This window comes from Streptomyces sp. NPDC032721, assembly GCF_055579625.1.
The window spans coordinates 980102-995813 of sequence record NZ_JBVIMX010000001.1 but is presented as its reverse complement, the minus strand read 5'-3'; the positions used below and the strand labels follow the sequence as shown (position 1 = coordinate 995813).

The 15712-nt window shown below is 72.9% G+C and carries 7 protein-coding genes; all 7 read left to right on the top strand.

Features of this window, described 5'->3' with window-relative positions; all coding sequences use genetic code 11:
- The first annotated feature begins 10 nt into the window (after window positions 1-10).
- Window positions 11-2434 (top strand): VWA domain-containing protein, encoded by a 2424-nt coding sequence (locus tag ACZ5PB_RS04205; protein WP_468687605.1) that lies wholly within the window; start codon window positions 11-13, stop codon window positions 2432-2434.
- A 30-nt stretch (window positions 2435-2464) separates the two neighbouring features.
- Window positions 2465-5998 (top strand): tubulin-like doman-containing protein, encoded by a 3534-nt coding sequence (locus ACZ5PB_RS04200; RefSeq protein ID WP_468687604.1) that lies wholly within the window; start codon window positions 2465-2467, stop codon window positions 5996-5998.
- Entirely contained in the window at window positions 5995-8712 is a 2718-nt protein-coding gene (locus tag ACZ5PB_RS04195) for a hypothetical protein (protein WP_468687602.1), read from the top strand. The genes ACZ5PB_RS04200 and ACZ5PB_RS04195 overlap by 4 nt, the downstream gene beginning before the upstream one ends.
- Window positions 8709-10886, top strand: coding sequence for a hypothetical protein (locus tag ACZ5PB_RS04190; protein ID WP_468687600.1), 2178 nt, complete (start codon window positions 8709-8711; stop codon window positions 10884-10886). Before ACZ5PB_RS04195 ends, ACZ5PB_RS04190 begins: the two co-directional genes overlap by 4 nt.
- On the top strand, window positions 10886-13234 hold the full coding sequence (locus ACZ5PB_RS04185; protein WP_468687599.1) for a hypothetical protein: 2349 nt from the start codon (window positions 10886-10888) through the stop codon (window positions 13232-13234). The genes ACZ5PB_RS04190 and ACZ5PB_RS04185 overlap by 1 nt, the downstream gene beginning before the upstream one ends.
- A gap of 79 nt (window positions 13235-13313) precedes the next feature.
- Entirely contained in the window at window positions 13314-14546 is a 1233-nt protein-coding gene (locus tag ACZ5PB_RS04180; RefSeq protein WP_468687597.1) for an arginine deiminase, read from the top strand.
- An 80-nt stretch (window positions 14547-14626) separates the two neighbouring features.
- Window positions 14627-15661, top strand: coding sequence for an ornithine carbamoyltransferase (gene argF / locus ACZ5PB_RS04175; protein ID WP_468687595.1), 1035 nt, complete (start codon window positions 14627-14629; stop codon window positions 15659-15661).
- Window positions 15662-15712: the final 51 nt, after the last annotated feature.

Genomic DNA, 15712 nt, shown 5'->3' with positions numbered 1-15712 from the left:
GGATCAGCAGATGAATCAGACCGTACGGCCGGGCCGCAGGCAACGCCGCGCGCCGTTGCGCGCCGCCGGACTGGGCCTCGTACTCCTGGCACTCGCGGGAGCCGCCCAGCCGAACGCGCCGGCCGCCCAGCCGAACGCGCGGTCCGCACAGTCCGCGCCGGCCGCCGAAGGGCCCGATCCGATCGACTTCGCCGTCGTCGTGGACCTCTCCAAGAGCCTCGCCGACAAGGACCTGGCCCGCGAGGTGGAGGCCGCCGCGCTGCTCAGCCAGGGTGAGATATCCGAACGGTCCCGGGCCGTCGTGATCGGCTTCGGCAGCTCGGAGAAGGCCGGGGAGTCGGCGGTGCGCGAGGTCTGCACGCTGACCGTGGCCGACGCGGCGGGCCGCAAGAAGCTCAGCGACTGCGTGCAGAAGCTCGGCGACCGGGCCAAGAACGGCACCGGCCCCGGCACCGACTTCCCGGCCGCGTTGCGCCAGGCCGTGGCCCGGCTCACCGCGGACGGCAAGCCGGGCACCCCCAAGGTGGTGTTCCTGCTCACCGACGGGAAGCTGGACGTCGCCGACAGCCCCGCGTACGGCGCCGACGCCGCGAGCCGCCAGTCCAACGCGGCCAAGCAGCTCACCGAGGAACTCGCCCGCGCCCGCTCGGCGTCGGTGCAGATCTGGCCCCTGGGCTTCGGCAGCCAGATCGACAGCGGCGCACTCGACGCGATGGCCAAGGGCGGCTACCGCAACGGCTGCGCCGACCTCCCCGGTGCCACCCCCCGGGCGCGGGTGGTCTCCAACTCGGAGCAGATCGACCAGGCACTCCAGGAGACCTTCGCCGCCGCCCGCTGCGCCCAGGTCGTCGAGGGCACCCGGGGCAAGCCGCCCGGGGACCTGTCGGTGACCATCCCGCCGATCGCCACCGACGGCTCCATCACGGTCAGCAAGCACGACCGCAAGGTGTCCGTGACGTACTACGACCCCAGCGGGAAGAAGGTCCCCACCAGCGGTTCCGCCGACGGCTCCAGCTTCGAGGTCAGCGGCCAGGACGGCCCCGTCGAGGCGCTGCGGGTGAAGAACCCGATGCCGGGGAAGTGGCGGGTCAACGTCGAGGCGCCCGAGGGGCACCGGAGCCAGGACGTCGCGGTCCGGGCCATCTGGCAGGGCAGGCTCCGGTCCGCGATCGCCCTCGACCCCTCCTCGCCGCGCGCGGGCGAGAAGGCCGTGGTGGAAATGCGCATGCAGACCCGGCAGGGCGTCGTCATCACCGACCAGAACCTCCTCAAGGGGATCCAGGTCGGCGTCAAGGTCACCGGGCAGGGCTTCGCGCCGGTGAACGTCACGCTCAAGGACGACGGGACCACACCCGACGCCAAGGCCGGGGACGCCCGTTTCACCGGCACCCTCGACGTGCCCAAGGGGGCCACCGGATCCCTCGCCGTCACCGGAGAGATGTCCGCGCCCGGCGTGACCGCCGACCACCGGCCGCTGTACACGACCCTGGCCTCCGGACCGGCACAGGTCGAGGCGGGGCTGAGCATCAAGCGAAGCACCGTGTACCCGGGGGGAACCCTCCGGGGAACCCTGGACGTCACCAACAACGACTCCGTGGCGCACACCCTCAAGATCAGCCTCGCGGACCTGCCCCCGGGCACCGCTGTGAAGGTGGCCCCGGCCACCGTGCGGGCCGAACCGGGCGCCTCGCACCACGAGTTCACGGTGGCCGTCGGTACGGGCGTCGCGCTCGGCGAACTCGGCGGCTCGGTCGTCGTCGTCGACGCCGACGCCCGGGGGAGCACCCTGGACAGCACCTTCCTCGAAGCCCTCGTCGAAGCCGCACCCACCTGGTGGGACCGCTGGTGGTGGGCCGTGATCGCGGCGGCGGCGCTGCTGCTGCTGGCCGCCGCTGTGGTGGGCGTCCTCATCAGGGCGCGCAAGCGGCTGCGCGACCTGACCGGCGTACGGCTCGAACTGTGCAGGGGCACCCAGACGCTCGACAGCCTGACGGTACGGCCCGGACAGAGCAGCGGCGGCACCTTCCACTTCACCGTGGAGCGCGCCAGCGGATCCGCGCCCAAGCTGCGGCGGGCGACCGTGGCCGCCCACCGGCTGAGCCGCACCGGTGCGGGAGTGATCGCCGTACGGCTGCACCGAAGGGGCGAACGCACGCTCGCCCCGGGGGAGTTGCTGGAGATGGAGGACGGTCTGCAACTGCTCGTGCACGACAGCAGGCGCACCACCACGCCTCCCAGGCCACCCCGTGGGCGGCCGGGCGGGCGGCCCGGCGGCAGGCAGGGCGGACCCGGCGGCCCCGGCGGACCGGACGGCTCCGGCGGCCCCCGCAACGGCACCCCGAACGGCGGCCGGGGCGCACCGCGCGACCCGGCGGCCGGGACCGGGACCGGGTCCGGGTCCGGTGGCCGCCGCAGTTACGACTCCAACTTCTGAGCCCGGGCACCAAGGGGAGACGAGAGACAGATGAAGATCTACCAGCCCATGCTCTTCGTCGGACTGGGCGGCACCGGCGGCCGCATCGGCGCCGAGCTGGAACGCGGTCTGCGCCGCGAGCTCTGCGGCCCCGACGGCACCAAGCTGGCCGGTGACGAGCGCCGCAAACGCTTCCAGCTGCCCGACTGCCTGCAGTTCGTGTACGCCGACTTCAGCGAGTCCGAGCTCGACCAGCTGCCGCACCTCCAGGCCAAGGGCGCCGAGGCGGCCGCGTACGCCCGTACCTCACGGGTCGTCCACGACCTGCTGCCCGCCCACTACGACAGCTCCCCGGACGTCGCCCGGATGCTGCGCGTCGCCCTCCACGAGGAGACCCGCACCTGGCTGCCGCCCAAGGAGCGTGAGCCGCGCGTCGCCCCCTTGCACAACGGGGCGGGCCAGCTGCCCACCGTCGGCAGGTCCGCGCTGTTCGCCACCCTGCGCGGCGGCCTGGAGCCGGTGCTCGGCCAACTGCGCGCCGCCATCAGCGAGATCAGCAACTCCGCCGGTGACCTGCGGGACGTCGGCGGACGGCAGATCCGGGGCTGCGACGTGTTCGTGGCGTTCTCGGTGGCCGGCGGCACCGGCGCCGGCATCTTCTACGACTTCATCCACCTCATCGGGCACGAGTTCCGCAAGTCCAAGGTGCCCGGGGTGAAGATCTACCCCCTCGTCGTGATGCCGTCCGCGTTCCCGCCCGAGGCGGGCGGCGGCCGGGACGCCGAACTCAACGCCGCCCGCGCCCTGGTGGACCTCTCCCGGCTCGTCGACGACCAGAACGTGCCCAGCGCCCAGTCCGACTTCGGCGACGTCGAGCAGCAGGGCTCGCTCGCCGTCCGCTACCCGGGGGAGGGGCTGGTGCGGCTGCGCTCCTCGACGGTGCAGACCGCGTTCCTGTTCAGCAAGCCCTCCGGGATCAGGCCCGAGGACCTGCGCCGCTCGGCGACCGCGATGGTGATGTCGCTGATCGGCACCGAGCTGGGCGACGACTCCGCCAACGGGCGCAGCGAGGGCGACTACATGTCGTTCGCCGCCAGCTTCGTCAACAAGAGCGTGGAACGCTCCACCCCGTCCCGCTCCGGCATCGGCCACCGGGGCATGTCCACCAGTCTGGCCGCCTCCCTGACCGTCCCGGTCGACGACCTCGCGGAGATCGTCGCCAGCCGTCTCCTCGCCCAGGCCGTACGGGACATGGGCGAGCGGGCCCTGCGCGCCGACGAGGAGGGCACCGAGCGGGTGCGCGACCTCTTCGACCGCTGCGGCATCGGCGCCCTGTGGACCAGGGAGGCCCCCGAGGTCCCGGCGCCCGACCCGCTGCCCAAGGGGGGCAAGGACATCGGGCAGGCCCTGCGGGACCGGATCGGCGACATGGAGGACGGCCTCAGCCGCCTCGACCGGGAACTGGGGCGCGAGGTCCCGCGCATGGTCGAGGACTTCAAACCGGGCACCGGAGTACGCGAACTCCTCGGCGTGATAGGGCCGTTCAGAGCCGAGCGGGTACTGCTCGGGCTGCCCGAGCACCAGCAGCGGGCCGCCGCCGTCGGCTTCGCCGGGATGCTCGACAACCGTAAGAACGACCCCGACAAGCCCGACGGAGTCACCCCCTCCGCACCCCAGGTCCCGCGCGTCAGGCGCAGCGTCGGCGGCATCGTCCCGGCCCGCTGGGGCGACCCGGACGTCCAGCTGGCCGTCGAGGAGCAGGACACCTGGTACCAGTGGCGGGCCAACCGGCTGTGGCACCGCAGCTGGAAGGACCACGAGCTGCGCTGGCGCGCCCCCCTCGCCCGCACGATCAAGGAAGTCTCCGCTCTGGTACGGGCGTTGAAGTCGCACGAGGAGGACGAGCGCAAGTCCTTCCGGGACCGCCGCAAGGAGCTCTACCGCGACGACCGCACCGGCGTCGCCTACCTGCTGCCCCCGCAGGGCACCCTCGGTGCCTTCTACGACGACGTCTTCGACCGGCTGCGGCAGAACGAGGGACTGCCCGAGAACCAGGACGCGGCGGGACTCCTCGACAAACTGGTCCAGCCGGGCGACTGGCAGCTCGCCCTGGACGCAGTACGGCGCTCCCCGCGCGACGCCGTCAAGGAGATCAAGCAGGTCGTCGAACGCCGGGTCAAGGGCCTGTTCGGCGAGGCCAGCATGCTCAACGACCGTCCCCTGCTGCCCTCGCTCGGGGTACTCCTCCAGGCGGCCGCGGGGGACGAGGAGGCCGAGGCGTCCGTCGACGCGCGCTGGCTGGAACAGTTCCGCTCCCAGCTCGCCAGCCTGCTGCCGGTCGGCTTCACCCCCGACGGCAACGGCCCCCTCAAGGTCCTCATCGTCTACCCGCAGAGCGAGACCAACGAACGCAACGCCCGCTTCCTCCAGGAGGAGCTGAACCTGCCGCGCGACCTGGGCGGCAGGCCGGAGACCCGGGCCGTGGACACCCAGGCGATCACCGTCGTGCTGTTCCGCAGCGGGATGAGCCTCACCGACGTGTCCGAGGTCAGGCACGTACTGCGGCTGTGGGCCGAGTCCCGGGACGCGGCCGGCACCGACGACTTCCTCCAGTGGCGCCAGCGGCTCGGCTACCGCGACGACTGGCTTGCCAGCACCGAGGACGACCGCCAGCGCATCCTGCACCGCATCCTGTGCGCCATGTGGAACGGCCGCGTCGAGGTGAGCGGCCCCGCCCACTCGCCCAGGGCCATCCGGATCCGGCTCCAGGAGGGCGACTCCGCCACCATGACGCTGCGGCTGGAGGCCTTCGACGAGTCCGTCTCCAGCTGGTCGGGCCTGCTGCGGGCGTACGAACAGTGGGCGCTGCTCGACGAGGGCGAGATCATCGAGGACTTCTGCGACCAGCTGATGGCCGCCCAGCCGCACGGCCTCACCACCACCCCCGTCGCGCCCTCGGAACTCTTCCGCACCCTGGTCCAGGACGTGGCACCCCAGCAGATCGCGCTCCTCGAAGAGCTCTCGGCGGAGTACGGGGCCGAGGACGAGGAGTGGATGGTCCCGCTGCACGGCTTCTGGGAGCGCACCCTCCAGGGCGCCCTGGACCTCCGCTTCCCGGGCGCCCTGCGCCCCACCCGGCCCAACCTGCGTGCGCTCTTCCAGCGTTACGGGGTGGAACGGGGCAGCGGCCCCCGGGCGCTGGGCCGGGGGCGGTACGCGACCGGGACCGGTCCGGCGGGCGGCGGATCCGCACCGGAGGACACGACCCGGGTGAACGGGCACGGGCCCGGGCCCGCCGGTGACGAGTGGCCGGGCGACGAGGAATGGGTGGTCGCGAGCGACCGCCCGACCACGAACGGCCGCACCCGGCCCAGCCCCTTCCAGGACGACGGCCCCCTGTGGTTCGACGAAGAGGCCGAGTGGCCGCAGGAACCCGTTGCGGCGGAGGACCTCGACGGTGCCCGGGAGGCGAAGGAGCCCGGCAGCCCGGGTCCCGGCAGCCCGGGTCCGGGCCGTCCGGACCCGGACGGCGACCGCTTCCGCAAGCCCTCGGCCGGACAGGGGTCGGAAGGGGAGCAGTGGTGATCATCGAACAAGGGCTGCCCGCACACGCGGTCTGCCTCGACCTGCGCCCGGTCACCGGACCGGACGCCGAACCGGGTGCGGTCGCCCGAGCGGTGCGCGAGTCCCTCGCCGCCGTACGGGCGTCGGCCGGCGCACGGCGGCGCTTCCTCGTCGTCGACCACGCCGCCGAACTCGACCGGAACCAACTGCTCTACGAACAGCTCTTCGCACACGGGGCCGCCCGCATCGTCTGCCTGGCGATCGGACCGGCCGACCAGGAGGCGCAGGCCGCCTCCGTACCCGTGCCGCCGGCCCGTCCCCTGGTACGGCCGCTCTCCCTGCGGCCGCCGGACGCCGGAGTGCTGTGGATCCTCGACCCGCTCGCGGGCGAGGCGCCCCCGGCGGGCGGGCTCGACGACGGCGACGTACTGCGGCCGCTGATCGAAGTGATCTCCGAGCCCGGGGTGTTCGACGCGGTGCTGCTCGCGCTGGGGAAGGTGACGGACGGGGTCGCCGTACCCGGGGTGCACATCCTCGAACACGATCTGACGGAGGCCGCCCGCCGCCGGACCTGGCGCCAGGCCCTCGACACCCTGGCCGGTCAGGACGTACCCGCACCCGCGCTCGTCGCCGCCGCCTCACCCGCCGCCCACTCCGGCTACGCCGACGAACCGGCCACCGGATCCCAGGAGGCCGTCCCCTCCGAACTGTCCCCGCTGCTCGGCGGCGGCATCCCCCGCAGCATCCGCGACCGGGCCTGGCTGGTGCACGGCGGCGACGCCGAACTGCGCCACCGCAGGTGCGAACAGGCACTGCGCAACGCCGAGAGCGCGTACGAACAGACCCGCACCGCCTCGGGACTCTTCACCTCCGCCCGCCAACAGGCCGACGTGCCAAGCGCGTTGGGCGAACTTGCCGCCGCCCTGGAGAGCTACCGCGAGACCATCGCGGGCGCCCTCACCGAAGGCGACGGACTGCGCCTGACGCCCGAACAGCGCAGCCGGCTGAACCGGCGCGGCATCGAACTCCCCGAGATAGCCGAGGTCTCACGCGAGAGCGTCGGCCCGGGACTGCGCGGCTACACCGAGCAACTCCTCGGCAAGGGACTGCCGTTGAGGTCGGTCGCCGCCAGGCTCGGCGGCCTTTCCGACCAGTCCGCACCCGTGGGCAGCGCCGCCCGGCTCAGCGAGCTCGACCAGGTCTGCCCGAGCGGCTACGCGGCCGAACTCGCCCGCCCGGCCCCCTTCGTCGTGGGCCACGACCGGCCCGCCGCCGTCGACCCCGGCCTGGCCCTCCTGCTCGCCTTCGCCGCCGGACTGTGGCCCTGGTTCGGCTGGCTGATCGGCCCCCTCGCCGGTGCGGCGATGGCGGTGCCCGCCCTGCTCATGATGAGCGGCAGGCCCAGCCGCTCACCGGACCGGCGCATCGACGGCGGCGGTACGACGGGGTGGTTCGGCCGCCTCGTCGCCGGACTGGCCGGTGGCGTGGCAGGCGGTCTTGTCGGCCAACTCGCCTCGGTGCCACCCTGGCTGGGGGCCGGTGCACTGGTGCTCGCGGTGGCCCTTTCGGTCACCCTCTCGGCACGGGACTGGACGCGGGCCGTCGATGCCTGGTGGACGGAGATGCGGGTGCGCGAGGCGGCGGGCTGCGTGGACGACATCGACGGGCTGCTCGCCGAAACGGCCGTGCACGACTGGCTGTTCGCCGACGCCCGCTACCACTGCTCCGACGGGGCGCGGGCAATCGCCGTACTGCTGAGGCGGGTTGCCGAGCGGGTGGAAACGTACGAGCCGCCCCAGCGGCCCGCCGTGGCCGCGGGTGGACCCGCCGTCGCTCCAGGGGCGAACACCGGGTACGAGTACGAGCCGGCGTCGGGGGAGTCCGGCGATTCCGGAGAGCCCGGCGCTACGGGGGAGACGGGCGAGTCGGGCGAGTCGGTCAACCCCACCACTCAGGTGTGGAGTTGGGACAGCTGGAGCGATGCCGTCGACACCGATCACACCGGCAGCCCGCTCAGCGAGATCTTCGCGCCCGCGCCCGACGCGGCCTTCCCGCCGGAGCAGTCCACCTCCCCGTACGGTACGCACTCCCACCACCGCTTCGAACAGCCCTACGACGAATGGGAGTTGAGCGACGCCGCACGTCCGGCCTGGCTTGAGCGGGAGACCGGCGACGGGGGCTCCGCGCTCGTCTCGACCCTCGTCTCCGACCTGACCCACGGCATCACCGGCCTCCTCGGCTCCTGCTGGGCGACCGTCGAGCGCGACCCCGACGCCGCCTCCCGGCTCCCCCTCGCACCCAAGGTGACCGGTCTCCTCGACCAGGAGCACGCGGCCCTGCGCCGCGATGCCGTCGCCGCGCCCCCGCCGTTCGTCCCGCACACCGAGAACCGCCCCGGCGCGGCACTCCTGCTCGGGGTCGCCGTCGACCGCACCGCCGAAATGCTCGACTCGGACTCCTTCGCCGAACGGGCCCTGCGGCTGTGCGCCGCCGAACACCGCCGGATGCTCTCCAGGGACCCGGAGGCCGAACGGCGGGTGCGGTTCGCCCCGGAGGCCGCTCGCCGGGGCGCGGAGGTCGTCGACCCGGACGGCTGGCACGGCCCGGCGGACGACGTGGTGTGGACACCGGGCGGCCGGCACGCCGGAGTGCTGAGCCTGGTACCACTGCGCACCGGCGGGGTCCGCACCGTGCGCTCGTACGACGAACCGGAAGCGGAAGGCGAGTACGCATGACAGAGGCGCTACCGGCCGAAGAGCTGGAGTTCTTCCTCCTCAAGGGGGACTCCGTTCGTTTCGCGGCCGGGTTCGGCGACGACCGCCGCGTCGGCGGGCGCGGCACGGCACTGACCCGCGAGGCGAAACTCGGCGACGGCTGGGAGGTCGTCCAGCACCGGCTGCCGCTCTCCGCCCGCAGCAACCCGGCGGCGTTCGACGCCCTGGAACGCGAGGTCGCCGCCGCCGTCACCGTCGAGCGGAGCTACGGGAGCGAACCGTACGGCGAGATCTTCACCCGGCTCGTGGGCTTCAACCTGGACGCCCCCGAGCCCTTCGTGCTGTACAAACGCCCCGTCGGCGACCCGCTCGCGGAGCGCCTGGGCGCCCTGGGCATCCAGGCGCAGCGCAACGTGATCAGCCAACTCGTGCTGGCCGTACGTCTGTTGGGGGCTGCCGGGCTCGTCCACCGGGCCCTCACCCCGCACACCGTCCGCTGGGACGGCAGGCGGATCCAGCTCGCCGAACCGTACGCCGTGATCCGGGCGGGCGACCCCCGCGACGCCTTCGGCACCGGCCCCTGGGCCTCGCCCGAACAGTGCGAGGGCCGGGGCTTCGCCGACGAACGCGACGACGTGTGGGCCGTCGCCCAGCTCGCGTACACCCTGCTCTCCGGGCGCACCAGCAACGGTCAGGGACCGCCCGCCGACCTCGCCGACTACCGGCAGCTCGCCGCACTCGGCAACGGGACGGCCCATGGGAGCTCCGGCGGAACCTTCGGCGGCGCCTCCGGCGGTGCCTTCGCCGCGCTCGCCGCCGACCGGCCCGCCGCCGCCGACCTGCTGCGGCTGCTCGGCGTCCCGGACCCGCTGGGTGCCACCCCCACCGCCAGCGACCCGCTGGCCAGGGCCCGCGCCGACTTCGACGACCGTACGGCGGCCAAACGCCGGGCCCGTGGCCTCGGCGCGACGCCCGGGAGCGGCACGGCCGAGGCCAACGGGCAGGAGTGGAACGGCGGTTACGAATATCCGGCCTCGCGCACCGGCCGCCGCTCGCTGCGCGACCTGTTCGCCACCGGACTGCCCCGCAGAGCCGCGGCCCCACCCCCGGAACCGGCGCCTGCGCCCCCGGTCGTACAGCGGTCCGCGCTCTGCCCGCACTGCCGCCTCCCCGTCGCCTACGACGAGAGCCGGCTCTTCGCACGCAACGCCAAGAAGGAGTACAAACCGCTCGACCTCACGGCGGAACTGCGGCCGATGCACCGCACGGAATCCCTCCGGCACGCCTTCCAGGCGTGCCCGCACGCCCCCGCCGCGCGCCCCCACTACCTGCCCGTGCCCTACCTGACCAACGGCGAACCCCTCACCATCGCCATGGTCGGCAGCTCCGCCGCGGGCAAGACCCACCTGCTGGCCGCGATGCTCGGCGAGATCGAGCAGGGCGGCCTCGAACCGTACGGACTGACCTGCCTCCCGCTGAACCCGGACTGGCACCGCGAGTTCCTCCAGGAGAAGGTCCAGCGCCTCCATCAGGGCGAAATGCTCGACGGCACCCACCAGGAACCCTTCGCCGACTTCGCCGACGGGCTCCTGGTCACCGGAACCGGGGTGAACCGGCCCGTCCTCTTCTTCGACCTCGCGGGCGAGGACCTCGCGCAGGACAACGAGGTGGCCCGCTTCCTCGGCGAGGTCGGCGCGTTCATCTTCGTGCTCGACCCGCTGCGCGCACTCCACCTGTCCACCCTCGACCCGATCCGCGCGCGCGTCGGACTGCACCAACGCGACCTGGGGGACGAGGCGTTCACCACCGTCCTCAACCGCATCCCCAGGGACGGGCGTTACGTCGACGCGGCGGCGGCCGTCGCCGTCAACAAGAGCGACCTCGTACGGTTCGACCCGGCCGTGGACCGCTGGCTCAACCGCTCCGCCGGACCGGGATTCGACGTCGCGACGGTGCGCGAGGAGAGCCGGGACGCCTACGCTTTCGTACAACACCACGGCAGCCGGGCCTGGTTGAAACCGTACGACGACTGCGGGCGCTGCACACTGCACTTCGTGGCCGCCACCGGAGGACAGGAACGCGACTCGGCCTTCCCCAACGGGGTACGGCCCCGGCGGGTACTGACCCCGCTGCTGTCGATCTTTGCCATGTGCGGGCTGCTGCCCGGCGTCGACCGGGAAGAGGTGGGGGCCTGATGGGCGGGCGACAGGGAGACGAATCGGTCGAGCAGATCGTCTTCCGCTGGGACGCGGGCAACCGCTCGGGCAACACCGGCTTCGGACCGGTGGCCTGGTCCTGCGACCCGGCCACCGCACAGGAGCTGTTCCGCAGCGTGGCACCGCTGCTGCGCGGCAACTTCAGCCCCGACGACGGCCCCGACGCCGCGGGCCTGGTCCGGCTGGAGCAGGAACAGGGCATGGTCATGCTGCTGCGCCGCACCCCGCGCCGCGACCCCGGCGGGCGGCCGGGCACCCTCTGCCACGCACTCATCGGCTCGGCGGGGGCGCTGGACCCCGACACCTGTGTGGGACTGGACAACTGGTCCTGGGCACGGGGCGGCCCGGACTGGGGAGAGGTACGGGGCGAACTGCCCAAGGTCCCGGCCGCGGCGCTCGCCGACTCCTCCGCCCGGGGCCTGGCCGTCTTCACCGACGAGTCCGACGGCGCCACCCCGGACACCGCACGCCCGCTGGTCGCGGCGGCGGCGGAACTGCTGCGGCACCCCCGGCGCGGGCTGATGGTGCTGGACCGGGAGGGCGGGCGCAGCGCCTGCCGCACGCTGATGGGCATGCACGGGATCTTCAGCGCCGTCCTCCCCGGCACCTGGACGTTCGCCACCCGGGACACCGCCGAGTCCGGCCTGATCCGGTTCGCCTTCGTACGCCGCTGGCCGGGATCGACGGCCCCGGACTCCCGGCGCACCCGGGTCGACCCGGACGAACGGCACGGCGACCTGGCGGAGGAACTCGCCACCCACCTGGTCGGCCACTACCTGGCACGGATCGGCCGGCCCGACCGCATGTACGAGGTGTCGGACGCCCTGGGCGACGCGGCTGACGGCAGCAAGGCGAACAACCTGGACGGCGAACAGCTCCAGCGCGCCGCCGAACGCGCCCTGCACCACCTGAAACCCGCCCCCTCGGCCCGCCAACAGGTCGCCCCGCCACGCGCACACGAACAACTCCGTGCCCGCACCCTGGAAACCCGCCGCGAACAAGAACGCGAACTGGAACGCCAACGCCAACTCCGCATCGCCCGCGACCGCCACCAACCCCGAGACCCCGCGACGACGCCCCCGCCCCCTTGGACGCGACCCTCGCCCCCGCCCCCTGGGGCGCGACCCACGCCCCCGCCCCCTGGGGCGCGGGCCACGCCCCCGCCCCCTTGGGCGGCGGGGCCGCCCCCCGGGGGCGGAACGGGCGGGCAAGGGGGCGGCCCCCGCCGGAGCCCCCACCCCTCGCCCCCGCCCCCAGTACCCCCCACCTCCCACGCGTCCGCTCCATCCCACCCCGCCCCGGCTTCCCACGCGTCCGCTCCATCCCACCCCGCCCCGACTCCCCACGCGTCCGCCCGACCCCAACCCGCTCCCACCCCCCACCCGTCCGCCCCACCCCAAACACCCCCCACCCCACCCCCGCACACCCCAAACCCCACCCCCACCCAAAACCCCACCCCCACCCCCCACTGGCCCGCCCCCACCTCCACCCCCCGCCGCCTCATCCCCACCCTCCGCCGCAAGTCCTCCACCCCGTACCCCGAACTCCTCTCCCTCCTCCAAGCCCTCGAAGAGACCACCCCCGCCGACGCCGAACACGGGCCCCTGACCCAAACCCTCCCCGGCGTCGCCGACACGGACCTGATCACCGCCACCCGCGAGCGCCTCAGCTACCCGGCGACCACCCTCCTCATCACGGAGGCCGCCTCCCGCTGGCCCCAATGGCGGGACCCGGTAAGGCTCCAGTTCTGCGAGGCCTGCCTCGAAGCGGCACTGTTCCTGCCCCGCTGGCAGAGCCCCGCCGACACCCACCCCGACGACGAGGTCCGCGCCGCCAACGCCGCGACCCTCTACGGCTGGGCGGTCCGCCCCCTGGCCGCCGAGGCAAGCCCCAGCGCCCGCCTGGAGGAACTCCTGCCCAGGCTGCGTTCCGGCCCCGACCCCGCCGCCAGGTCCGCCGTACGCCAGATCCTCGAAGCGGGGGAACTGCCGGGACTGCGCGAGGAGGTGTGGCGTGCGGTGCTCACCAGAGGACGCGAGCCGCGCGGCAGCCGCAGCGACGACCCCGGCCGACCACCCCCGGAGGGCGGACCGCCCCCTGCGGCGGTGCGGCCCTCCTTACCCGAGGAGAGCCAGCCCCGCCCCACCACATCCGCCCCGGCCCCACCCACCACACCCGCCCCGCCCTCACCCCCCACCCGCCCCTCCACCTCAACACCCGCCCCCGACGACGACCACGCCCGCCGCATCAAAATCGTCCTGGCAGTCGTCGCCGTCCTCGTCGCCCTCGTCATCACCCTGCTGGTCCTGATCGCCCGTTCCCTCTGATTCCGGCATCAGCGCCCTCGGCCCTCGACCCTCGGCATCAGCAGGGCGCGAACCGCCCGTCTCGGCCAGGATGGGAGCCATGGGATTCCATGTCGACTCCGAGACCGGGCGGCTGCGCCGCGTCATCCTCCACCGCCCCGACCTGGAGCTGAAGCGGCTCACACCCAGCAACAAGGACGCGCTCCTCTTCGACGACGTGCTGTGGGTGCGCCGGGCGCGGCAGGAGCACGACGGGTTCGCGGACGTACTGCGCGACCGGGGCGTCGAGGTGTACCTCTTCGGCGACCTGCTCACCGAGGCACTCGAACTCCCCGCCGCGAGACGCCTCGTACTGGACCGGGTCTTCGACGAGAAGGAGTACGGCCCGCTCGCCACCGACCACCTGCGCGCCGCCTTCGACGAACTGCCCGCCGCCGAGCTCTGCGAAGCCCTGGTCGGCGGCATGACCAAGCGCGAGTACCTGGCCCGCCACCCCGAGCCGACCTCGGTCCGCTTCCACGTGATGGAACCCGACGACTTCCTGCTCGGCCCGCTGCCCAACCACCTCTTCACCCGCGACACCTCCGCCTGGATCTACGACGGAGTGTCGATCAACGCGATGCGCTGGCCGGCCAGGCAGCGCGAGACCGTGCACTTCGAGGCGATCTACCGGCACCACCCGCTGTTCACAGGACCGGACGCCGGCCCCTTCCACACCTGGTCCGAGGGTCAGAGCGACTACCCGTCCACCATCGAGGGCGGCGACGTCCTGGTCATCGGCAACGGCGCGGTCCTGATCGGGATGAGCGAGCGGACCACCCCGCAGGCGGTGGAGATGCTGGCCCGTGGTCTCTTCGCGGCCGGTTCCGCGCGGACCATCGTGGCGCTGGACATGCCCAAGCGGCGGGCGTTCATGCACCTGGACACGGTGATGACGATGGTCGACGGCGACACCTTCACCCAGTACGCGGGCCTCGGCATGCTCCGCTCGTACACGATCGAACCGGGCGCCGGGGACAACGAACTGAAGGTCACCGACCACCCGCCGGAGCACATGCACCGCGCGATCGCCGCCGCCCTCGGCCTGGACTCGGTACGGGTGCTCACCGCGACGCAGGATGTTCATGCGGCGGAACGCGAGCAGTGGGACGACGGCTGCAACGTGCTCGCGGTCGAGCCCGGCGTCGTGGTGGCGTACGAGAGGAATGTGACCACCAACACCCATCTGCGGAAACAGGGCATCGAAGTGATCGAGATCAGGGGCAGCGAACTGGGCAGGGGACGGGGCGGGCCGCGCTGCATGAGCTGTCCGATCGAACGCGAGGCCGTATAGAACCCCTACGGCCCGTATAGTGATGCGTTCTTCCGTATAGGATTTCATCACTCCGTCCGGTCGTCCCCTGGAGCCCCACCATGACGTCACCCCTCACAGATCTCGCCGGCCGCCACTTCCTCAAGGAGCTCGACTTCTCCGCCGAGGAGTTCCGTGGTCTGCTCGCCCTGGCCGCCGAGCTGAAGGCGGCCAAGAAGTCCGGCACCGAGGTGCCGAGGCTGCGCGGCAAGAACATCGCGCTGATCTTCGAGAAGACGTCCACCAGGACCCGCTGCGCCTTCGAGGTCGCGGCGGCCGACCAGGGTGCGTCGACGACCTACCTCGACCCGGCCGGATCCCAGATGGGGCACAAGGAGTCGCCGAAGGATACGGCGCGCGTACTGGGCCGGATGTTCGACGGCATCGAGTACCGGGGCGACGCCCAGGCCACCGTCGAGGAACTGGCCGCCCATGCCGGTGTCCCCGTCTTCAACGGCCTCACCGACGACTGGCACCCCACCCAGATGCTCGCCGACGTCCTGACCATGACCGAGCACGCCCCGGACAAGCCCCTGGAACGGCTCGCCTTCGCCTACCTCGGCGACGCCCGCTTCAACATGGGCAACTCCTACCTGGTCACCGGCGCCCTGCTCGGCATGGACGTCCGGATCGTCGCCCCCCGCGCCTACTGGCCGGCCGAGCAGATCGTCGCCGAGGCCCGCAAGCTGGCCGGGGCGAGCGGTGCCCGCATCACCCTCACCGAGGACGTCGCGGAGGGCGTACGGGGAGCGGACTTCGTCGCCACCGACGTCTGGGTGTCGATGGGCGAGCCCAAGGAGATCTGGGCCGAGCGCATCGAGGCCCTCGGCCCGTACGCCGTGACCATGGACGTGCTGCGCGCCACCGGCAACCCGGACGTGAAGTTCCTGCACTGCCTGCCCGCCTTCCACGACCTCGGCACCAAGGTCGGCCGCGAGATCCACGAGCAGTACGGGCTGGAGTCGCTCGAAGTCACCGACGAGGTCTTCGAGTCCGCGCACTCCGTCGTCTTCGACGAGGCGGAGAACCGGCTGCACACGATCAAGGCCGTACTGGTCGCGACGATGGCCGACACGGATGCGGGCATAGGCGCATAGCAATACACCCGATTGGGTGAATATGCAGCGCATTGGCTACGATGACCCTGC